This window comes from Mycobacterium intracellulare ATCC 13950 (genome assembly GCF_000277125.1).
GTDB classification, from domain to species: Bacteria; Actinomycetota; Actinomycetes; order Mycobacteriales; family Mycobacteriaceae; genus Mycobacterium; species Mycobacterium intracellulare.
Window position 1 is genome coordinate 199,296 of record NC_016946.1, and the last position, 20,729, is coordinate 220,024.

Consider the following 20,729-nt stretch of genomic DNA (forward strand, 5'->3'; position numbering starts at 1 on the left):
GGGCCGTGATCGACCTGAAGCTGCTCCGGGAAGACCCCGACGCCGTGCGCCGCTCCCAGCTCAGCCGCGGTGAAGACCCGACGCTGGTGGACACGCTGCTGTCGGCCGACGCCGCACGCCGGGCCGCCATCTCCTCCGCCGACGCGCTGCGCGCAGACCAGAAGTCCGCGAGCAAGAGCGTCGGCGCCGCGTCGCCCGACGAGCGGCCCGCGTTGCTCGCGCGCGCCAAGGAACTGGCCGAGCAGGTGAAGGCCGCCGAGGCCGCCCAGGCCGAGGCGGAGGCGGCGTTCACCGCGGCGCACATGGCCATCTCGAACGTCGTCATCGACGGCGTCCCGGCCGGCGGGGAGGACGACTTCGCCGTCCTCGACACCGTCGGCGAACCCCCGGCGCTCGACGACCCCAAGGACCACCTCGAGCTGGGCGAGTCGCTGGGCCTGATCGACATGCAGCGCGGCGCCAAGGTGTCCGGCTCGCGGTTCTACTTTTTGACCGGCCAGGGCGCGCTGCTGCAGCTCGGCCTGCTGCAGCTGGCGGCGCAGCTGGCAGTCAGCAACGGTTTCACCCTGATCATCCCGCCGGTGCTGGTGCGTCCAGAAGTGATGTCGGGCACCGGATTCCTCGGCGCCCACGCAGAAGAGGTGTATCACCTCGACGCCGATGATCTTTACCTCGTCGGCACGTCCGAGGTGCCGCTTGCCGGCTACCACGCCAACGAGATCCTCGACCTGTCCGGCGGACCGCTGCGCTATGCGGGCTGGTCGTCGTGCTTCCGGCGCGAGGCCGGCAGCCACGGCAAGGACACCCGCGGCATCATCCGGGTGCATCAGTTCGACAAGGTCGAAGGCTTCGTCTACTGCACGCCCGCCGACGCCGAGGCCGAACACCAGCGGCTGCTGGGTTGGCAGCGCGAGATGCTGGCCCGCATCGAGGTGCCGTATCGGGTGATCGACGTGGCCGCAGGCGATCTCGGCTCGTCGGCCGCCCGCAAGTTCGACTGCGAGGCGTGGGTTCCCACGCAGGGCACCTATCGCGAGCTGACGTCGACGTCGAACTGCACCACGTTCCAGGCGCGCCGGCTGTCGACCCGCTACCGCGACGAGAACGGCAAGCCCCAGACCGCGGCCACGCTCAACGGCACGCTGGGCACCACCCGCTGGCTGGTGGCGATCCTGGAGAACCACCAGCGGCCCGACGGCAGTGTGCGGGTTCCCGAGGCGCTGGTGCCGTTCGTCGGCGCCGAGGTGCTCGAGCCGGGTGGGTAGCTAGCGCCCGCCGGCCAGCTGCCCCGGGGTGTGGCCGAACGCCCGCCGGTAGGTGTCGATGAACGCACTCGCCGTGGCCCAACCACATTCGGCCGCCACCGACGTGACATCGCGCCGATCGGCGAGCAACACGAGGGCGTGCTGCAGCCGGACCTGCGTGCGCCATTGCGGGAACGTCATGGCCAGCTCGTCGCTGAACAATCGGCTCAGCGTGCGTTGGCCGACGCCGACCCGATCGCCGATCTGCTGCAGCGTCAACGGCTCGCGCAGGTTATCGGCGATCAGTGCGCACGCCCGGCGCAGCCGGGGGTCGACGGGCGTGGGGATCCACAGCGGCTCCGCGACGCCGGTCGCCCGCACCTGGTCGTGCAGGACGGCCAGCATCCGGTGATGCTCGGCGGTCTCGGTGCCGTCGGCCTGCGAACACGCGATGATCAGTTCACGCATCAGCGGGCTGACCGCCAGCACGGCCGGCGCCCGCGGGCCGCGGCGGTAGCGGCCGGGATCCAGTGCGACGCCGTGAAATTGCGTCGTGCCGTGGAACTTGTGTTCGTGCCAGCATCCGGCCGGTATCCAGATGGCGCGATTGGCCGGCGTGATCCACGTTCCGGCCGGGGTGGTCACCGACACCGCGCCCGAGGACGGGTACACGATCTGGTGTTGCGGATGGCGGTGCCGTTCGATCCGCGCGCCCGGCGGCAGCGTCTGCGCCGACGTGACCAGTCCGTGGTGGCTGACTTCCGACATATCTCGGCAGGATATCGGAAGCACGCACCCGCCGTCGCGGCCTAGCGTGGGCGGTATGGCGATGAATCTGATCCACCGACGGCGCTGCAGCTCCCCGTCATGGGAAAGGGCGGTGGCCGATCAGCTGCTGCCGTGGGCGCTCCACGGCGTCGAACTGGGCACGCGCACTGTGGAAATCGGCCCCGGATACGGCGCGACACTGCGCGCCCTGCTCGATCGCACGGAATCACTCACGGCCGTTGAACTCGACAGCGCGATGGCCGATCGCCTGCAGCGCCGCTACGGCGAGCGGGCCCGGATCATCCAGGCGAGCGGCACCGAAACCGGCCTGCCCGCAGCCGATTTCACGTCGGTGGTGTGCTTCACGATGCTGCACCACGTTCCCACCGCCGCGTTGCAGGATCAGCTCTTCGCCGAGGCGTTCAGGCTGCTGCGGCCCGGCGGGGTGTTCGCCGGTAGCGACGGTGTCCCGTCGCTGGCGTTCCGACTGATCCACGTTGCCGACACCTACAACCCCATCGCGCCGAAGGACCTGCCCGGCCGGCTTCGCGCCGCGGGATTCACCGACATCGACACCGACGTCAAGCGTGGCCGGCAGCGATGGCGGGCCACCAAACCGGGCTAGGCGCTGATCTTCGGCGCGGCCTCGCCGGTGACCTGCGCGTGCCGGCGCTGCCGTTCCATCGTCGCGAAGTAGAAGGCGAACGCGAACGCGAAGCTGGTGAACAGGCTGGACACGAAGTACAGCCAGGGGTGGCGCAGCCCGCGCCGGTAGCCGTCCACGATCGTAAAGATCGGCAGCAGAATCACATTCGCGATCGTGTAGTCCTGGCTGGCCGAGCTCGCGGCGGGGTTGGTGAACATCAGCTTGATGTATTCGGCCCAGCTCCCGTGTTCGCCCCACAGGGGATTGGTGGAGCCCTGCGAGTACTCGTGCACGAACGTGATGTTGAAATACCAGCCGAGCGCCACGGACGCGATGCCGACGACGTAGTAGACGATTTCCATCGGCGAAAACAGTGGGCCGTTGGCCGGCCGGGCGAAGACCTTCGAGTTCGACGTGACGATCCAACCGATGACCGCCAGTCCGAGCACCGCGTGAGTGAGTAGCGAGACCATGGGCGCAGTCTCACCCGCGCCGCAAAGTTTTGTCAATATTGACACAACAAACCGAATGGCCAAACCGAAGTGTTGGTATCTTGCTGCAATGGTCAGGCCCGCTCAGACGGCGCGCAGCGAGCGCACCCGCGAAGCGTTGCGCCAGGCCGCCCTGGTGCGCTTCCTCGCCCAGGGTGTCGAGGACACGTCGGCCGAACAGATCGCCGCCGACGCCGGGGTGTCGCTGAGGACGTTCTATCGCCACTTCAGCTCGAAGCACGACCTGTTGTTCGCCGATTACACGGGGCTGCACTGGTTTCGCGCGGCCCTGGACGCCAGGCCGGCCGACGAACCGATCATCGACTCGGTGCAGTCGGCCATCTTCTCGTTCCCGTACGACGTCGACGCCGTCACCAAGATCGCCGCGCTGCGCCAGGACGAGCTCGACCCCGGCCGCATCGTCCGCCACATCCGGGAGGTCCAGGCCGACTTCGCCGACGCCATTGCGGCACAGCTGCGACGGCGTGGCCGCGGTAACGCGGAGCCGACGGCCGACCAGCGGGTGCGCACCGCGGTGACCGCGCGGTGCATCGCGGCGGCCGTCTTCGGCGCGATGGAGGTCTGGATGGTCGGCGACGAGCGGTCTTTGGGCGAACTCGCGCGGCTGTGCCACGCGGCGTTGGAGTCGCTGCGGGCGGGGATCACCGACTCCTGGCTCACCGCGACCTCCGGGCAAGTTTCGTCATAATTGACAAAACTTTGGGGCCGTGCGAGCCTCCTTTGCGGAGGGCAAGAACATGACTGGATATGACGCGATCGTCATCGGTGCGGGGCACAACGGTCTGACCGCGGCGGTGCTGCTGGCCAAGGCCGGGCTGCGGACGGTGTGCCTGGATCCCAAGCTCTACGCCGGCGGGATGGCTTCCACCGTCGAGCTTTTCGACGGGTATCAGTTCGAGATCGCCGGCTCGGTGCAGTTCCCGACGTCACAGGTGGTGGTCGACGAGCTGGGCCTGGACACCCTGCCGACGATCGACCTGGACGTGATGTCGGTGGCGGTGCGCGGGGTCGGCGACGATCCGCTGGTTCAATACAGCGACCCGGTCAAGCTGTTCACCCACCTCAACGAGGTGCACGGGGCCGACGCCGTCAACGGGATGGCGGGGCTGATGGCGTGGAGCCAGGGCCCGACCCGCGCGCTGGGCCGCTTCGAAGCCGGCACCCCGCCCAAGAGCATCGACGAGATGTATGCCTGCGCCACAAACGAATTCGAGCGCGCGGCCATCGACGACATGCTGTTCGGCTCGGTCACCGACGTGCTGGACCGCTACCTGCCCGACCGCGAGAAACACGGCGCGCTGCGCGGTTCGATGACCGTGCTGGCCGTCAACACGCTGTACCGCGGCCCGGCCACTCCCGGCAGCGCGGCCGCGCTCGCCTTCGGCCTCGGCGTTCCCGAGGGCGACACGATGCAGATGAAGAAGCTGCGCGGCGGCATCGGCGCGCTCACCTCGCACCTGTGCGACGTGCTGGAAAGCCACGGCGGGGAGGTTCGGCTGCGCACCAAGGTGACCGAGATCCTCGTCGCGGACGGGCGGGTGACCGGGGTGCGCACCGAGGCGGGGGAGACGCTGCACGCTCCGATCGTCGTTTCGGGCATCGCCCCGGACACCACGCTCAACGACCTGATCGATCCCGCCGCGCTGCCCGCCGACATCCGGGCGCGCTACGCGCGCATCGACCACCGCGGCAGCTACCTGCAGATGCACTTCGCGCTGGACGAGGCCCCCGCCTTCGCCGCGCCGTATGAGGCCCTCAACGCACCGGCCATGCAGGCCTCCATCGGCCTGTTCTGCACGCCGGAAGAGGTCCAGCGGCAGTGGGAGGACGCGCGGCGCGGGGTCGTTCCGGCCGATCCCACGGTGGTGCTGCAGATCCCCTCGCAGAACGACCCGGACCTCGCCCCGGCGGGCAAGCACGCCGCGTCGGCGTTCGCGTTGTTCTTCCCGATCGAGGGGGACGTGGATTATGGGCAGGCGAAGGTCGAAATGGGTCAGCGGGTGATCGACAAGATCACCCGGCTCGCGCCGAATTTCGAACGCAGCATCATCCGGCACACCACCTTCACGCCCAAGCACATGGGGGTGATGTTCGGCGCCCCGGGCGGCGACTACTGCCACGGTCTGTTGAACGCGAATCAGGTCGGCCCCAACCGGCCGGGCCCCAGGGGGTTTCTGGGCCAGCCGATCCCGATCGAGGGGCTGTACCTGGGCAGCGCGGGATGCCACGGCGGACCCGGCATCACGTTCATCCCCGGCTACAACGCGGCGCGTGCGGCATTGGATGCGCGCTGACCCTCACCCAGCGTGTAACCAGTGCGAGAAATCACGCCGGAATTCGCCATCAGTGCACGTTCGGCGGCCCGACGCCGGGCGCTCGCCGGCCGGGGACGCTAGCCGCGGGCGGCCAGCAGTTCGTCGAGCAGCGCGGTGAACTCGTCGGGACGCGCCGGCGTGAACGCGGGGCTGGGCCAGGTGCCTGGTACGTCCAGGGTGATCAGCGTCGACCGCAGCGGCCGTCGGATGTCCAGGGGAAGCCAGCGGCGGAAATCGGAGCTGCCCCAGATTCGGAGCCGCTGCGTGAACAGGCCCAGGCTTTCGGCTTTGTAACCGCGGATCGAGCCGAGCGCGATGACCTTCGATGTGCCCGACGGAAAGTGGTAGCGGCGCAACGTGATCGCCGCGCGATCCAGCTGAACCAGCCCATCGTCGTAGGAGTCGTAGGAGCGGTGGGAGTCGTTCACGCGCGGCGACTCCGCAGCTGGTGGCCCCGCGCGGTCAGGCACCGCCCGTCGTCCAATCGCCACTGCCACCCGTGCAGGTTGCAGGTCAACGTGTTCCCTTCTACCACACCGAATTTCGACAGATCGGCCTTGAGGTGGGGACAGCGGCGCTGGATCTCCCAGCCGTCCAGCGTGACCGACGCCGAGTCGTCGTGGGTTTCGGCGAACCAGCCGTCGGCGTAGGCGATGCGTTCGTCGGTCAGGCACTTGAAGAAGGTGTAGAGGTACTCGTTGTAGCCGCCGACCCGCCACGCCCGAAAGCGGGTGGACAAGAAGATGGTGTTGACCCAGTCGGGTTCGCGGTCGCGCAGCACGGTGCGCACCAGCTCCGGTGCGATCTCGAATCCGTAGCGGACTTTCTCGTCCGGAATCCGTTCCCGCACGGCGCGTTTCGGGAAGTCCAGGATCACCGTCTCGGGACCGAGCACCAGTTCGACGGGGTAGCCGATCCCGTCGCAGATCTCGTCGCTTTGGGACATGATCGGCTCGAACAACGCGCGCAGCGATTCCAGGAGGGGTTCCCCGGCCGCGGGGGCCCAGCTCGCCCGCTCGGCGGCGACGACGGGCGCCATCCGCTCGGCGTACGCGGCGATGTAGTCGGCCTTGCCCGTGGTGAAGATGGCCTCGACCTCGTCGGTGGGCAGCGGGTGGCGCAGCGAATTCAGGGTGGACCCGGTGAAGTCGGCGGTCGACCCGGGCATCATCAGCAGGCCGCCGTCGTGGCCGTGCGTGCGCATCTGGTCCAGGAACACCATCTGGTCCGGAAAGATGTTGGCCGGATCCGCGTGGTCGTCGTTGAGGTGGCGCAACTCGGGATCCAGGAAGCACGGCGGCCCCGCGGACGGGACCACCCACGTAGCCCCGACCTGGGCGAGGTACTGGCGGGCGCGGTCCATCTGCCGTTGCCGCTTCTGGACGCCGAAGGACTCCTTGGCGCGCGCCGGCATGTCGTAGACCATCGGGTACCAGATCGCCCCGGAGTACTGCAGCAGGTGCACATCGATGTGCCCGAACTCGGCGGCCAGCACGTCCAGGTCGACGGGCCGGGCGTCGTTCATGTTGAAAACCGTTGTGGCGCCGTCGGAGACCAGCAGCGCCGAATCGCCGATCGGGCCGTCGGCGGGCGCCCGCAGGGCGATGATCATGACGTCCAGACCGCCACGGGGACCGTCGATCCGATGCTTCACCGAATCGCTGGTCTCGAAGAATCGGTGAAAGCCCAACTCCTGCAACGCGTTTCGCAGGTCAGGCACGGGAAAGTCCGGCAGCAGGACCGTCGCGTCCTTGTTGACGTGCTCGGCCAGGTTCTTCGCGTCGAAGTGGTCCTTGTGCAGGTGCGACACGTACAGGTAGTCGCAGGCGCCCAGCTTGTCCCAGTCCAGCGTGCTGTTGTCCGGGAACGGGAACCAGGAGGCGAAGTAGGCCGGATTGACCCAGGGGTCGCAAAGGATGCTGCCCGCTTGGGTCTCGATCAGAAATCCGGCGTGGCCTACGCTGGTGACCTGCACTAATACCTTTCCGGGGGGCGCTGGGGGACCGAGTCGGGGTCGGCCGGCGGTGACGGTTTTTGCGCCCCCGAGCTTAGCGCGAGGCGCCATCCGGGGGCGCCGCGCAGCCCGGAGCACTAGGCTGATGAGCTGTGGAACCGGTTTACGGGACTGTCATCCAGCTAGCCCGCTTGGTATGGCGCGCGCAGGGGCTGAAGATCACGGTCACGGGTGTGGAGAACCTCCCGACGAGCGGCGGTGCGGTCATCGCGATCAACCACACCGGCTATTTGGACTTCACGTTCGCGGGGTTGCCCGCCTACAAGCAGGGCCTGGGCCGCAAGGTGCGGTTCATGGCCAAGCAGGAGGTCTTCGACCACAAGGTCACCGGGCCCATCATGCGCAGCCTGCGCCACATCTCGGTGAATCGGCAGGACGGCGCCGCCTCCTACGAGGCCGCCGTCCGGCACCTGAAAGACGGTGAGCTGGTCGGGGTTTACCCCGAGGCCACCATCAGCCGCAGCTTCGAGATCAAGGAGTTCAAATCGGGCGCGGCCCGCATGGCGGTCGAGGCCGGGGTGCCGATCGTCCCGCACATCGTCTGGGGCGCCCAGCGCATCTGGACCAAGGACCACCCGAAGAAGCTCTGGCGGCCGAAGGTGCCGATCGTCGTGGTGGTCGGGGAACCGATCGAGCCGACGCTGGGCATCGAGGAATTGAAGGGCCTCCTGCATTCCCGGATGCAGCACCTGCTCGAACGCGCGCAGGAACTCTACGGCGCCCATCCCGCCGGGGAGTTCTGGGTGCCGCACCGGTTGGGCGGGGGCGCCCCGTCGCTGGCGGAAGCGGCCCGGCTGGAAGCCGAGGAGGCGGCCGCCCGGGCGGCGCGCCGGGCGCGCCCCGCAGGGGCGCCGGAGCAGTGATCGATGGTGGAGCCGACCTTCCGCGCGCTGGAGCTCCTGGCCCAACTGGCGGTGGCGGCCACCGGCACCAAAATCACCTATCGCGGCGAGCAGCACATCCCTGAGCGGGGTGGGGCCGTGGTGGCGATCAACCACACCAGCTACGTCGACTTTTTGCCCGCTGGCCTGGCCGTGTACCGCCGGGGGCGGCGCCTGCGGTTCATGATCAAGGCGGAGATGCAGCAGGTCAGGGTGGTCAACTTCCTGATCAAGCACACCCGCACGATCCCGGTGGACCGGGGCGCCGGCGCGGGCGCCTACGCGGTGGCCGTGCAGCGGCTCCGTGAGGGTGAGCTGGTGGGCGTGTACCCCGAAGCGACGATCAGTCGCAGCTTCGAGCTCAAGGAGTTCAAGACGGGCGCCGCGCGGATGGCGCTGGAGGCGAACGTCCCGATCGTCCCGGTGATCGTGTGGGGGGCGCAGCGCATCTGGACCAAGGACCACCCGCGTAAACTGGGTCGGGCCAAAATTCCTGTCACCGTGCAGGTGGGCGCGCCGTTGCAGGTGCGCGAAGACATTGCGCAGACCGACGCTGCCCTGCGCGACTCGATGACGACGTTGCTGCACGAGGCGCAACGGGACTATCCGCACGAGCCCGGGGCGTACTGGGTGCCGCACCGGCTGGGCGGGACGGCCCCGACCCGCGCGGAGGCCGCGCGCATCGAGGCCGACGAGGCGGCGGCCCGATCGGCCAAGAAGGCGGCCAACCGGGCCGACCGCCCGTCGCAGTAGGCGAAGGAGACAACATGCCCGAGGGGTTCTACCGGCTGGCGGAGTGGATCGTCCCGCCGATGGTCGCCATGCAGGGAACCAAGTTCACCTATGAGGGCCTCGAGAACATCCCCGAGCGCGGCGGCGCCCTGCTGGCCCAAAACCACACCAGTTACTTGGACTGGCTTCCCACGCTGATGGCCGTCCGGGAGCGCCGACGCCGCGCGTATTTCATGATCAAGGCCGAGATGGCCGACGTGAAGGCGGTCAACTACGTCATCAAGCACGCCCGGCTGATCCCGGTGGATCGCAGGTCGGGTCACGACGCCTTCGACGCGGCGGTGCAACGCATGCGCGAGGGCGAGCTGATCGGGACGCACCCCGAGGCCACCATCAGCCGCAGTTTCGAGCTGCGGGAATTCAAGACCGGGGCCGCGCGCATGGCGCTGGAAGCGCAGGTGCCGATCGTCCCGGTGATCGTGTGGGGCGCCCACCGGATCTGGCCCAAGGACCATCCGAAAAAGGTGCTGCGCAACAAGGTTCCGATCACCGTGGTCGCCGGGCGCCCGCTGCCACCGCGGGGCACGCCCGAGCAGCTCAACGCGGTGTTGCGTGAGGCGATGAATGCCCTGCTGTATCGGGTGCAGGAGGAATACCCGCACCCGAAGGACGAATTCTGGGTGCCGCGCCGATTGGGGGGCGGCGCGCCCACCCAGGAGGATTCCCGGGCCATCCGGTTGTCGGAATTGCAGGAGCGGATGCAGAAGTACGGGACCGACGGCGTCACGCGCCCGGGGCAGACGCAAAGCGGATTGCATTGAGCGGTCGGGCCCGAGGACGATGAAGCCGACGCTCATCGCCTGCGACGTCGACGGCACCCTGTTCGACGACGACGAAAAGATCACCCCGCGCACCCGCGACGCCATTCGCGCCGCGGTGGACTCCGGTGCGCAGTTCGTCGTGGCGACCGGGCGCCCGCCCCGGTGGATACGTCCCGTCGTCGACGCGCTGGGCTTCGCCCCAATTGCGGTGTGCGCCAACGGCGCCGTGATCTATGACTCCGCCACCGACCGGGTGATGTCGACGCGCACGCTGTCCGTCGACACCCTGGCCGAGTTGGCGGAGCTGGCGACTCGCGTCATACCCGGCGCGGGTCTGGCCGTCGAGCGGATCGGCGAACGCGCCCACGACACGGCGACCCCGCAGTTCATCAGCTCGCCGGGCTACGAGCATGCCTGGCTCAACCCCGACAACACCGAGGTGTCGATCGAGGACCTGCTCAGCGCCCCGGCGATCAAGCTGCTCATTCGCCGGGCCGGGGCCCGTAGCTCCGACATGGCCGCCGAGCTGGCCAAGCACGTCGGCATCGAGGGCGACATCACCTACTCCACCGACAACGGCCTGGTCGAGATCGTGCCGCTGGGGATCAGCAAGGCCACCGGGGTGGACGAGATCGCCAGGCCGCTGCAGATCGCCCGTGAGGAGGTGGTGGCGTTCGGCGACATGCCCAACGACCTGCCGATCCTGCGCTGGGCGGGCCATGGCGTGGCGATGGGCAACGCCCATCCCGACGTGCAGGCCGCCGCCGACGAGGTGACCGCCGCCAACAACGACGACGGCGTGGGGCGGGTGCTGGAACGTTGGTGGCTTTAACGCGCCTCAGGTGGCGCCGGGGTGCGCCGGTAGCGAGAAGTGTTCGGCGGGCACCGTTGGGCCGCTTGGCAATTGGGTGGCCAGCGGCGTCGTGATGCCGTCCACCACCTCGGTGACGTTTCCGGTCAGCCGCTCGAAGTTCAGCGTCCCGTGCTGGAAGTTCTGCGTAATCTGCAGCGGCTCTTGTATTTCCGCGCTGGTCGGCAACCCGAGTGGGCCGCGCTCGTAGCTCTGCGATCCCCAGGCGTCGTAGATGGCGCCGGTGACCGGCTGGGGGCCGGTCTCGGGTGACCAATACATGGCGCCCCGGGCGAAGGTGACAAAGCGGGCGTCACCGGCCGCGCTGTCCTCGGGCGCGGTCGGCGCACCCAGCACGCTGTTCATCCCGCCGATCGCCTGCCAGTGATCGTAGATCGCGCCGCCCTGCAGCGCCTTGATCAGTTCCTCCGGTGGGTCGTTGAAATGCGCTGCGATGTCCCGTATCTCGTCCATCAGCGCGTAGGCGGCGTTGCCCGGGCAGTCGGTGTTGCCGACGTCACGGTGGGTGAAGATGGTCGGCAGCGTCGCGACCGAACCCGCCGGGAAGGTGGTGTAGTGGCTGCCGGCCGACTCCAGTTGCACCGTGCCCTTGGGGTCGACGCCGTCGATGCCCAGCCGCCAACCGAGGAGGCGGCCGACGGTGCGCAATTGGATCGGTGTCGGGGGCACGTCGTCGAAGTTGCCGATCATCGACACGCCCCAGGTGTTGCGGTTGAACCCGCCGGTGTGGAAGGCCTCGACCGCCTTGGTGAGCCCGCCGGCGCTGCCCTCGAACACCTGGCCGTACTTGTCCACCAGCGCGTTGTAGGCGATGTCGCACCAGCCCAGCGTCTTGCTGTGGTAGGTGTAAATGGCCTTGACGATCCCGGCCGATTCCAGCGGCGAATAGTCGTTACTGCCCGCGGTGTGGTGGATGACCGCGGCGCGAATCCCGTTGTCGTACTGCGGGCTACCGCATCGCAGCGATTCGTCGGCACCCCATTCCGCGCGGCTGATGATGGGGGGAGCCTGCCCGGGCATCACCACCCCGGACGGTGGTGTCCACTGGGTTTGGGCCGGCGCTTGGGGCGGGGAGATGAGGACGGCGGAGATGTTCTGCCCGAACGGCTGTTCCCTCGACGCCGGTTTGTACCCCAGATCCTTCGCTTCAGTCGGGGACGCCGGGGGCGGCTGCGTCGCCTTCGCGTCGAGCGGCCGGGTCACCGCGATCTGGACGGTGGTCGTGGTGCCGACGAAGACCGGGTCCGTGCCGCGCGGCCCCTCCGCAACGCCGGCCGGATGGGCGGCCCCCGCCGGGTCGGGCGCTGCGGTTTCGTACTCCGTCTGATACCAGGGGCCCCACGAGCCGTCGGGGTGTCTGGCGCGCACCCGGGTCGACGTGCCGGCCAGGTCGCCGGTCAGCGCCACCAACGAGAACGGAGCGTCCTGACCGATTTCGCGAACCGTGACTCCGGCGCCCAGTCCGATCAGCGGTTGCTCGACGAGCTGGGTGCCGCGCGCCGGCGCCGGGCCGGCGGCAACGCGACCGCGCGTCGCGTCCCCCACCCACGAGACGATGACGACGGTCGCCGCGATGGCGGTGAGCATCATCGTCGGCGCGCGACTGCGAGACACCAGCCGATGTTACGTGTGTTTCTAATGTTATCTATGGGACGACACGAGGTTGGGCGTGGCCGAATCTCGACCAAAATCGACGGCACCGCAGATGATTCTGCGGTGCCGTCTGGTGGAGGGTTCGGGTAAAGGTCAGACCGGGGGCAGTGCCGGCACCGCGCCCGCGGCCGCCGGCAGCGCACCGGCGGCACCCGCGGCGGCCGGGAGTGCTCCCGCCGCGGCACCGGGCAGGGCACCCGCGGCGCCCGGCAAGGCACCCGCGGCGCCCGGCAGAGCGCCCGCGGCGGCACCCGGGAGGGCGCCCGCGGCCCCGCCGCCCTGCATGCCCTGCGTGATGGCCGGCATCACCAAGCCCTTGAGCAGGTCGATCGCCTGACCGGCGCCCAACTGGTTGGCCGCCTGCATGACGTCGTTGACCAGGCCGCCGCTGGCGCCGGATCCGGAGCCACCGCCCAGGCCGGTGCCGCCACCGATGGGCGAAGCGTTACCGAACGTCGACGGGTCGCCGAGGATCGGGTAGGTGCCGCCGACGCCCGGGTCCAGGCCGGCCCCGGAGTCGATGGGTACCTCGCTCGGCGACAGGGTCGGGCTGCCCAGCCCCGGCGCCACCCCGGCCGGGCTGGTCAGCCCGGGGTTGGACAGCGCGGGGTTGAGCCCGGCGCCCGGGGTCGCGATCCCCGCGCCCGGGGTGGCCGGCAGCGCACCGGGCGCGGTGAGCCCGGGCGTCGTAGGAGCCGCGCCGGGGTTCGTGAGGCCCGGGCTCGCCAGCCCGGGGCTGGTCAAACCGGGGCTCGTCAGGCCGGGGCTGGTCAAACCAGGGCTCGTCAGGCCGGGATTGGTCAGGCCCGGCGTCCCCAGCCCGGGGGACCCGAGGCCCGGAGTGCCCAGGCCGGGACTGGCGAGACCGGGTGTGGTCGCGCCCCCGCTCAGGGCGGGAACCGGAGGCATGTTGATCCCGAATTGCGACAGCCCCTGGGACAGCGCGCCCATCAGCTCGCCGGGCAGGTCGCTCATCACCGCGGCCTGCTTGAACTCGTGATGCTCGGGCGCCTTGTTGTCGGCCGTCGATTCGTAAACAAGGAAGTATGCGCACGGACTCGCCACTGCCAGGGCGGCAACCGCGCTCATGGCTGTCGAGAGCTTGCGTCGGCGTCGGTTCGGCACGGAAGTCTCCTCTATCTGACTATGTGTTGTGTCGGCGGTCCCGCCGGTCCTATCTGGCTGGAATCACACACAGTCGATGGTACGAGTGGGGACCCTGTTACTAGAGTGGTGATATTGAATCGTGAGGCAATTGCGACCAGGACTGTGATCGCGAGCCCGGGACCTCCCACCGGCCGCCGCGAAGGCCCCCGCGACGGCGCCCGTCAAACGGCCGGCCCTCTCCGTGGCCTCGCCAAATGGGTTAGGGCCCCGCGGTCGGATACCCTAAGCAACCGATGACAGCTCGTTTCGATCTTTTCGTCGTCGGCTCTGGATTCTTCGGACTGACCATTGCCGAGCGCGTGGCTACCCAGCTTCAGAAGCGTGTACTCGTGGTGGACCGCCGTCCGCACATCGGTGGCAACGCCTATTCGGAAGCCGAGCCGCACACCGGCATCGAGGTGCACAAGTACGGCGCCCACCTGTTCCACACCTCTAACAAGAGGGTCTGGGACTACGTGCGGCAGTTCACCGAGTTCACCGACTACCGGCACCGGGTCTTCGCCATGCACAACGGGCAGGCCTACCAATTCCCGATGGGGCTGGGCCTGGTGTCGCAGTTCTTCGGCAAGTACTTCACCCCCGACGAGGCGCGCAAGCTCATCGCCGAGCAGGCCGCCGAGATCAAAACCGAGGACGCGCAGAACTTCGAGGAGAAGGCCATCTCCCTGGTCGGCCGGCCGCTCTATGAGGCCTTCCTCAAGAACTACACCGCCAAGCAGTGGCAGACCGACCCCAAGGAGCTGCCGGCGTCGAACATCACCCGGCTGCCGGTGCGCTACACGTTCGACAACCGCTACTTTTCCGACACCTACGAGGGCCTGCCGGTCGACGGGTACACGGCGTGGCTGCAGAACATGGCCGCCGACGACCGCATCGAGGTCCGGCTGGACACCGACTGGTTCGACGTGCGCGACCAACTGCGCGCGGACAGCCCCGACGCGCCGGTCGTCTACACCGGCCCGCTGGACCGCTACTTCGACTACGCCGAGGGCCGGCTGGGCTGGCGCACGCTGGACTTCGAGCTGGAAGTGCTTCCGATCGGGGATTTCCAGGGCACACCGGTGATGAACTACAACGACGCCGACGTGCCCTACACCCGCATCCACGAGTTCCGGCACTTCCACACCGAGCGCGACTATCCGGCCGACAAGACCGTGATCATGCGCGAATATTCGCGGTTCGCCGAGGACGACGACGAGCCCTACTACCCGATCAACACCGAGGCCGATCGCGCCGTGCTGGCCGCCTACCGGGCCAGGGCCAAGTCCGAAACCGCTTCGGCGAAGGTGCTTTTCGGCGGGCGGTTGGGCACCTATCAGTATCTGGACATGCACATGGCCATCGCCAGCGCACTGAACATGTACGACAACGTCCTCGCGCCGCACCTGCGCGACGGCAAAGCTCTAGTGGGGGAGAGCGACTGATGCGTGCCCCGACGATGCAGAGCGAAGCGATGAGGGGGAGTGGCGCCTGATGCGTGCTACGACGATGCAGAGCGAAGCGATGAGGAGGAGTGGCGCCTGATGCGTGCTACGACGATGCAGAGCGAAGCGATGAGGAGGAGTGGCGCCTGATGACTGCCGTAAGCCTGTTGTCCCGAATCATCCTGCCGCGTCCCGGCGAGCCGCTCGACGTGCGCAAGCTGTACCTGGAGGAGTCGACGACCAACGCCCGGCGTGCGCATGCCACCAGCCGCACCTCGCTGGAGATCGGCAAAGAGTCCGAGGTGTCGTTCGCCACCTACTTCAACGCGTTCCCCGCGAGCTACTGGCGGCGCTGGTCGATCTGCAGTTCGGTCGTGTTGCGCGTCGAGCTGACCGGGACCGGACGCGTCGACGTCTACCGGACCAAGGCCACCGGGGTGCGAATCTCGGTGGAGGGCCGCCAATTCGTCGGCACCGACGAGCAGCCGGCCGTCGTCGAGATCGAGGTGGCCCTGCGGCCGTTCGAGGACGGCGGCTGGATCTGGTTCGACATCACCACCGACACCGAGGTCAACCTGATCAGCGGCGGCTGGTATGCGACCGAGCCGGCCCCGGGCACGGCCAACATCGCCGTCGGCATCCCCACCTTCAACCGCCCCGCCGACTGCGTCAACGCGCTGGCCGACCTCACCGCAGACCCGTTGGTGGACAAGGTGATCGGCGCGGTGATCGTTCCGGACCAGGGCACCCGCAAGGTGCGCGAACACCCGGACTTCCCGGCGGCGGCCGCCGGCCTGGGCGATCGGTTGTCCATCCACGACCAGCCCAACCTCGGCGGCTCCGGCGGCTACAGCCGGGTGATGTACGAGGCGCTGAAAAACACCGACTGCCAACAGATCCTGTTCATGGACGACGACATCCGCATCGAGCCGGACACGATCCTGCGGGTGCTGGCTCTGCACCGCTTCGCCAAGACACCGATGCTCATCGGCGGCCAGATGCTGAACCTGCAGGAGCCGTCCCACCTGCACATCATGGGCGAGGTCGTCGACCAGTCGAACTTCATGTGGACCGCCGCGCCGCACGCCGAATACGACCACGACTTCGCGCAATTTCCGTTGAACGACAAGAACCCTCGCAGCGCACTGCTGCACCGGCGCATCGACGTCGACTTCAACGGCTGGTGGACGTGCATGATCCCCCGGCAGGTCGCCGAGGAACTGGGCCAGCCGCTGCCGCTGTTCATCAAATGGGACGACGCCGAATACGGCCTGCGCGCCGGCGAGCACGGCTATCCGACCGTCACCCTGCCCGGCGCCGCCATCTGGCACATGGCCTGGAGCGACAAGGACGACGCCATCGACTGGCAGGCCTACTTCCACCTGCGCAACCGGCTGGTGGTCGCGGCGCTGCACTGGGGCGGTGACATCACCGGGCTGGTCCGCAGCCACCTCAAGGCGACGCTGAAACACCTTGCCTGCCTTGAGTATTCGACGGTGGCGATCCAGAACAGGGCCATCGACGACTTCCTCGCCGGGCCCGAGCACATCTTCTCGATCCTGGAATCCGCGCTGCCGGAGGTGCATCGCCTGCGCAAGGAATACCCGGACGCGGTGGTGCTGCCGGCGGCCAGCGAGCTACCGCAACCGCGCTACCAGAGCAGGGTGATGAACCCGCCGGTCAACCCGGTGTCGATCGGTTACCGGCTGGCCCGCGGGATCCTGCACAACGCGACCAAGGCCGACACCGAGGCGCACCGGACCCCGGAGTACAACGTGCCGACCCAGGACGCGCGCTGGTTCCGCTTGTGCACCGTCGACGGCGTGACGGTCACGACGGCCGACGGATGCGGCGTGGTCTACCGACAGCGGGACCGCCGAAAGATGTTCTCGCTGTTGTTCAAATCGTTGCGCCGGCAGCGTCAGCTGCTCAGCCGGTTCGACGAGATGCGCAGGGTCTATCGCGACGCACTGCCGGTGTTGTCCAGCAAGCAGAAGTGGGAGACGGCGTTGCTGCCAGCTGCGGAACATGCCTGAGGCCTCTGCTGCGCAGGCCCCGCGCGGTGAGGTGGCCGCGCTGGTCGCCGTCCAGGCGGCGCTGGGCGATCGGCCCGGAGTGCTATCGGTGGCGCGCGCGCTGTCCCACTTCGGCGAGCACAGCGTCGGGTGGGTGGCCGTCGCCCTGCTCGGCGCGGTCCTGTCGCCGAAGCGGCGCGGGGACTGGCTGATCGCCGGGGCCGGCGCCTTCGTCGCCCACGCCGCCGCCGTGGTCGTCAAGCGGATCGTGCGGCGCAAGCGGCCGCACGATCCCGCCGTCGTGGTGAACGTCGGCACGCCCAGCCAGTTGAGTTTTCCCTCCGCGCATGCCACTTCCACCACCGCCGCCGCCATCCTGATGGGCCGGACCACCGGCCTGCCGCTGCCGGCGGTCCTGGTGCCCCCGATGGCGTTGTCGCGAATGTTGCTGGGCGTGCACTACCCCAGCGACGTGGCCTGCGGCATCGCCCTGGGTGCCGTCGTCGCGGCGATCGCGCGCCGCGCCGGACAGGTGCAAGAGGTTGTAAGAGGTAACGCATGACCGAGGAAACCGAGGAAGTGGTGGCCGGGCCGCCCAGCAACCTGGTCGCCGGGGTGATCAAGGCGCTCCGCCCGCGCCAGTGGGTGAAGAACGTCTTGGTGCTGGCCGCGCCGGTGGCCGGGCTGGGCAGCGGGATTCGATACGACTACGGGCAGATGCTCACTCAGGTCGGGTTGGCGTTCGTGGTGTTCAGCCTGGCGGCGTCGTCGATCTATCTGGTCAACGACGTGCGCGACGTCGAGGCCGACCGCGAACACCCCACCAAGAGGTTCCGCCCGATCGCGGCGGGGGTGGTGCCCGAGTGGCTGGCCTACGCCCTGGCGGTGCTGCTGGGTGCGGCTTCGCTGGGCATCGCCTGGATGGTGACGCCGAACCTGGCCTTGGTGATGGCCGTCTACCTCGGCATGCAGCTGGCGTACTGCTTCGGACTCAAACACCAAGCGGTGCTTGACATCTGCATCGTGTCATCGGCGTACCTGCTGCGCGCCATCGCCGGCGGCGTGGCCACCGAAATCCCGCTGTCACAATGGTTTTTGCTCTCGGCGGCGTTCGCGTCGCTGTTCATGGTGGCCGGCAAGCGTTACGCCGAACTGCAATTGGCCGAACGCACCGGCGCCAAGATCCGCAAGTCGTTGGAGAGCTACACCAGCACGTACCTGAGGTTCGTCTGGACCATGTCCGCCACCGCGGTGGTGGTCTGTTACGGCTTGTGGGCGTTCGAGCGCGACCACCATTCGGGGTCCTGGTTCGCGGTCTCCATGGTCCCGTTCACCATCGCGATCCTGCGCTACGCGGTCGACGTGGACGGCGGTCTGGCCGGGGAGCCCGAAGACATCGCGTTGCGGGACCGGGTGTTGCAGCTGCTGGCGGTGGCGTGGATCGCGACCATTGGAGCCGCCGTTGCCTTCGGTTAGCCCCGAGCTGCAGGCGCTCAAGGCGCGCATGATGCGCAGCCGGCCGGTGATCAGGCGGCCCGGCTGGCCGGTGTTCCCATACACGACCATGGTGCGGACCAGCCTGTGGATCGGCGTCGCGGTCGTCGCCGTCCTGTTCGGTTGGGGCGCCTGGCAGCGGCGGTGGATCGCCGACGACGGGCTCATCGTGTTGCGCACCGTGCGCAACCTGCTCGCCGGCAACGGGCCGGTCTTCAACCAGGGCGAGCGGGTGGAGGCCAACACCTCCACCGCCTGGACGTACCTGATGTACGCCGGCAGCTGGGTCGGCGGCCCGCTGCGCATGGAGTACGTGGCTTTGGCTCTGGCGCTGGTGCTTTCGGTGCTCGGTGTGGCGCTGCTGATGCTGGGCGCCGCGCGGCTGTACGCGCCCAGCCTGCGCGGGCGCAAAGCGATCATGTTGCCCGCCGGCGCACTGGTGTACATCGCGCTGCCGCCGGCGCGCGACTTCGCCACCTCGGGCCTGGAAAGCGGTTTGGCGCTGGCCTACCTCGGGCTGCTGTGGTGGATGATGGTCTGCTGGGCGCAGCCCGTGCGCAACCGCCCGGACAAGAACGTGTTCGTCGGCGCGCTGGCGTTCGTCGCCGGGTTCAGCGTCCTGGTCCGGCCCGAGCTGGCGCTCATGGGTGGGCTGGCGCTGATCATGATGCTGATCGCCGCCCGGACCTGGCGGCGCCGCGCGCTGATCGTGGCGGCCGGCGGTCTCCTGCCGGTCGGCTACGAGATCTTCCGGATGGGCTACTACGGCCTGCTGGTGCCGGGCACCGCCCTGGCCAAGGATGCGGCCGGGGACAAGTGGTCCCAGGGCATGATCTACCTCTCGAACTTCGACGCCCCGTACGCGGTGTGGATACCCGTGGTCCTGCTCGTGCCGCTGGGCGTGCTGCTGTTCGCAGCCCGGCGCCGGCCCTCGTTCCTGCGGCCCGCGCTGGCGCCCGACTACGGGCGGGTGGCCCGGGCCGTGCACAGCCCGCCGGCGGTGGTGGCGTGGGTCCTGATCAGCGGCCTGCTGCAGGCCCTGTACTGGATTCGGCAGGGCGGCGACTTCATGCACGCGCGGGTGCTGCTGGCGCCCGTGTTCTGCCTGCTGGCCCCCGTGGCCGTCGTCCCGGTCGCCATCCCCGACGGCCAGGACTATTCGCGTGAGACCGGTAACTGGGTGGCCGGCGCGGCCGCCGCGCTGTGGCTGGGGGTGGCTGGCTGGTCGCTGTGGGCCGCGAATTCACCCGGCATGGGCGACGACGCCACCCACGTCACGTACTCCGGCATCGTCGACGAACGGCGCTTCTACGCCCAGGCCACCGGTCACGCACATCCGCTGACCGCCGCGGACTACCTGGGCTACCCGCGGATGGCCGCCATCCTGACGGCCCTGAACGACACCCCCGACGGCGCGCTGCTGCTGCCGTCGGGCAACTACATCCAATGGGACCTGGTGCCGCAGGCCCAGCCCGCGCCGGGCGACAAACCGCAAAAGCCGCAGCACGCGGTGTTTTTCACCAACCTCGGCATGGTCGGCATGAACGTCGGGCTCGACGTCCGGGTCATCGACCAGATCGGGCTGGCGAATCCACTGGCCCAACACACCGAGCGGCTCAAGCACGGCCGCATCGGGCATGACAAGAACCTCTTCCCGGACTGGGTGATCGCCGACGGCCCCTGGGTGAAGGTGTACCCGGGAATCCCGGGCTACCTGGACGCGCAGTGGGTCGCCGACGCGGTCGCGGCGCTGAAATGCCCCGACACCCAGGCGGTGCTCGGCTCGGTGCGCGCGCCGATGAACCCGCATCGGTTCCTGTCCAACGTGCTGCACTCCTTCCAGTTCACCAAGTACCGCATCGACCGGGTCCCGCTCTACGAGCTGGCGCGGTGCGGGCTTCCGATACCCGAACAATCGCCCCCGCCGCCTCGCGAGTAAGCGCTGCGCAGAAGAAATTTCGGCAGATTTCACCACGATTACGGCCGGCCCGTCACGAAAAAATGGCAGCAACATCACATTTGGCCTCTCACCAGCTGGCAATGGCGGTCAAGCACATGCGCAATACTCGCCTTTTCTACACGTGTTTGACATGAAAACCGCTGGGTAGGTGGGCCGCTCGCCGGTTCGGGGGCCCGCCTCGATGCGAACGAATGGGGCAAGGTGTGGTTGAC

The 20,729-nt window shown here is 68.6% G+C and carries 19 protein-coding genes; 13 read left to right on the top strand and 6 right to left on the bottom strand.

Annotation, left to right across the window (positions count from 1 at the left end; genetic code table 11):
- The first annotated feature begins 5 nt into the window (after positions 1–5).
- The gene (serS, locus tag OCU_RS25995; protein ID WP_008262975.1) at positions 6–1,265 is read left to right on the top strand and encodes a serine--tRNA ligase; all 1,260 of its coding nucleotides are present in this window, start codon (positions 6–8) and stop codon (positions 1,263–1,265) included.
- On the opposite strand, the gene OCU_RS26000 is transcribed toward serS, so the two are convergent.
- Positions 1,266–2,012 (bottom strand): AraC family transcriptional regulator, encoded by a 747-nt coding sequence (locus OCU_RS26000; protein ID WP_009956958.1) that lies wholly within the window; start codon positions 2,010–2,012, stop codon positions 1,266–1,268.
- 55 nt (positions 2,013–2,067) lie between these two features.
- Between OCU_RS26000 and OCU_RS26005 the strand changes: the two genes are divergently transcribed.
- On the top strand, positions 2,068–2,637 hold the full coding sequence (locus OCU_RS26005) for a class I SAM-dependent methyltransferase (RefSeq protein WP_009956957.1): 570 nt from the start codon (positions 2,068–2,070) through the stop codon (positions 2,635–2,637).
- Here OCU_RS26005 and OCU_RS26010 read toward each other — a convergent pair.
- A complete protein-coding gene (locus OCU_RS26010; RefSeq protein ID WP_008262978.1) occupies positions 2,634–3,131 on the bottom strand; it encodes a DUF2834 domain-containing protein in 498 nt (165 codons plus the stop codon). The genes OCU_RS26005 and OCU_RS26010 overlap by 4 nt on opposite strands.
- 88 nt (positions 3,132–3,219) lie before the next feature.
- Here OCU_RS26010 and OCU_RS26015 point away from each other — a divergent pair, with 88 nt between their 5' ends.
- Together OCU_RS26015 and OCU_RS26020 are read left to right on the top strand one after the other, a co-directional pair.
- Positions 3,220–3,858: a TetR/AcrR family transcriptional regulator gene (locus OCU_RS26015; RefSeq protein ID WP_009956956.1), complete on the top strand. Its 639-nt coding sequence runs from the start codon at positions 3,220–3,222 to the stop codon at positions 3,856–3,858.
- Positions 3,859–3,907: 49 nt separating this feature from the next.
- The gene (locus tag OCU_RS26020) at positions 3,908–5,464 is read left to right on the top strand and encodes a phytoene desaturase family protein (RefSeq protein ID WP_009956954.1); all 1,557 of its coding nucleotides are present in this window, start codon (positions 3,908–3,910) and stop codon (positions 5,462–5,464) included.
- Between the two features lie 98 nt (positions 5,465–5,562).
- Here the strand turns inward: OCU_RS26020 and OCU_RS26025 are convergent, their stop codons facing one another.
- Both OCU_RS26025 and OCU_RS26030 read right to left on the bottom strand, forming a co-directional pair.
- Complete coding sequence (locus tag OCU_RS26025) at positions 5,563–5,913, bottom strand: hypothetical protein (RefSeq protein WP_009956952.1); 351 nt, start codon at positions 5,911–5,913, stop codon at positions 5,563–5,565.
- Complete coding sequence (locus OCU_RS26030) at positions 5,910–7,460, bottom strand: MBL fold metallo-hydrolase (protein ID WP_009956951.1); 1,551 nt, start codon at positions 7,458–7,460, stop codon at positions 5,910–5,912. The genes OCU_RS26025 and OCU_RS26030 overlap by 4 nt, the downstream gene beginning before the upstream one ends.
- A 131-nt stretch (positions 7,461–7,591) precedes the next feature.
- On the opposite strand from OCU_RS26030, the gene OCU_RS26035 reads away from it, so the two are divergent.
- From OCU_RS26035 to OCU_RS26050, 4 genes are read left to right on the top strand one after another with little or no spacing between them, the layout of a single operon-like run.
- Complete coding sequence (locus OCU_RS26035; protein WP_026071075.1) at positions 7,592–8,362, top strand: lysophospholipid acyltransferase family protein; 771 nt, start codon at positions 7,592–7,594, stop codon at positions 8,360–8,362.
- A 3-nt stretch (positions 8,363–8,365) separates the two neighbouring features.
- Positions 8,366–9,133, top strand: coding sequence for a lysophospholipid acyltransferase family protein (locus OCU_RS26040; protein ID WP_014378848.1), 768 nt, complete (start codon positions 8,366–8,368; stop codon positions 9,131–9,133).
- A 14-nt stretch (positions 9,134–9,147) separates the two neighbouring features.
- Positions 9,148–9,933, top strand: a complete 786-nt coding sequence (locus OCU_RS26045) for a lysophospholipid acyltransferase family protein (protein WP_014378849.1) — start codon at positions 9,148–9,150, stop codon at positions 9,931–9,933.
- 19 nt (positions 9,934–9,952) lie between these two features.
- Complete coding sequence (locus OCU_RS26050; protein WP_008263000.1) at positions 9,953–10,765, top strand: Cof-type HAD-IIB family hydrolase; 813 nt, start codon at positions 9,953–9,955, stop codon at positions 10,763–10,765.
- 6 nt (positions 10,766–10,771) lie between these two features.
- Here the strand turns inward: OCU_RS26050 and OCU_RS26055 are convergent, their stop codons facing one another.
- Positions 10,772–12,418 (bottom strand): LGFP repeat-containing protein, encoded by a 1,647-nt coding sequence (locus OCU_RS26055; protein WP_179300604.1) that lies wholly within the window; start codon positions 12,416–12,418, stop codon positions 10,772–10,774.
- A 132-nt stretch (positions 12,419–12,550) separates the two neighbouring features.
- A complete protein-coding gene (locus tag OCU_RS26060; RefSeq protein WP_179300606.1) occupies positions 12,551–13,582 on the bottom strand; it encodes a PirG in 1,032 nt (343 codons plus the stop codon).
- Between the two features lie 275 nt (positions 13,583–13,857).
- Here OCU_RS26060 and glf point away from each other — a divergent pair, with 275 nt between their 5' ends.
- From glf to aftB, 5 genes are all read left to right on the top strand, one after another.
- Positions 13,858–15,048 carry a UDP-galactopyranose mutase gene (gene glf, locus OCU_RS26065; protein ID WP_008263005.1) on the top strand — a complete coding sequence of 397 codons (1,191 nt, stop codon included), beginning with the start codon at positions 13,858–13,860 and terminating at the stop codon, positions 15,046–15,048.
- Between the two features lie 149 nt (positions 15,049–15,197).
- Positions 15,198–17,084, top strand: coding sequence for a glycosyltransferase (locus tag OCU_RS26070; RefSeq protein WP_014378852.1), 1,887 nt, complete (start codon positions 15,198–15,200; stop codon positions 17,082–17,084).
- On the top strand, positions 17,077–17,625 hold the full coding sequence (locus OCU_RS26075; RefSeq protein ID WP_179300608.1) for a phosphatase PAP2 family protein: 549 nt from the start codon (positions 17,077–17,079) through the stop codon (positions 17,623–17,625). The genes OCU_RS26070 and OCU_RS26075 overlap by 8 nt, the downstream gene beginning before the upstream one ends.
- Positions 17,622–18,539 carry a decaprenyl-phosphate phosphoribosyltransferase gene (locus tag OCU_RS26080; RefSeq protein WP_008263021.1) on the top strand — a complete coding sequence of 306 codons (918 nt, stop codon included), beginning with the start codon at positions 17,622–17,624 and terminating at the stop codon, positions 18,537–18,539. The genes OCU_RS26075 and OCU_RS26080 overlap by 4 nt, the downstream gene beginning before the upstream one ends.
- Positions 18,526–20,496, top strand: a complete 1,971-nt coding sequence (gene aftB / locus OCU_RS26085) for a terminal beta-(1->2)-arabinofuranosyltransferase (protein ID WP_269744673.1) — start codon at positions 18,526–18,528, stop codon at positions 20,494–20,496. The genes OCU_RS26080 and aftB overlap by 14 nt, the downstream gene beginning before the upstream one ends.
- Positions 20,497–20,729 lie beyond the last annotated feature (233 nt).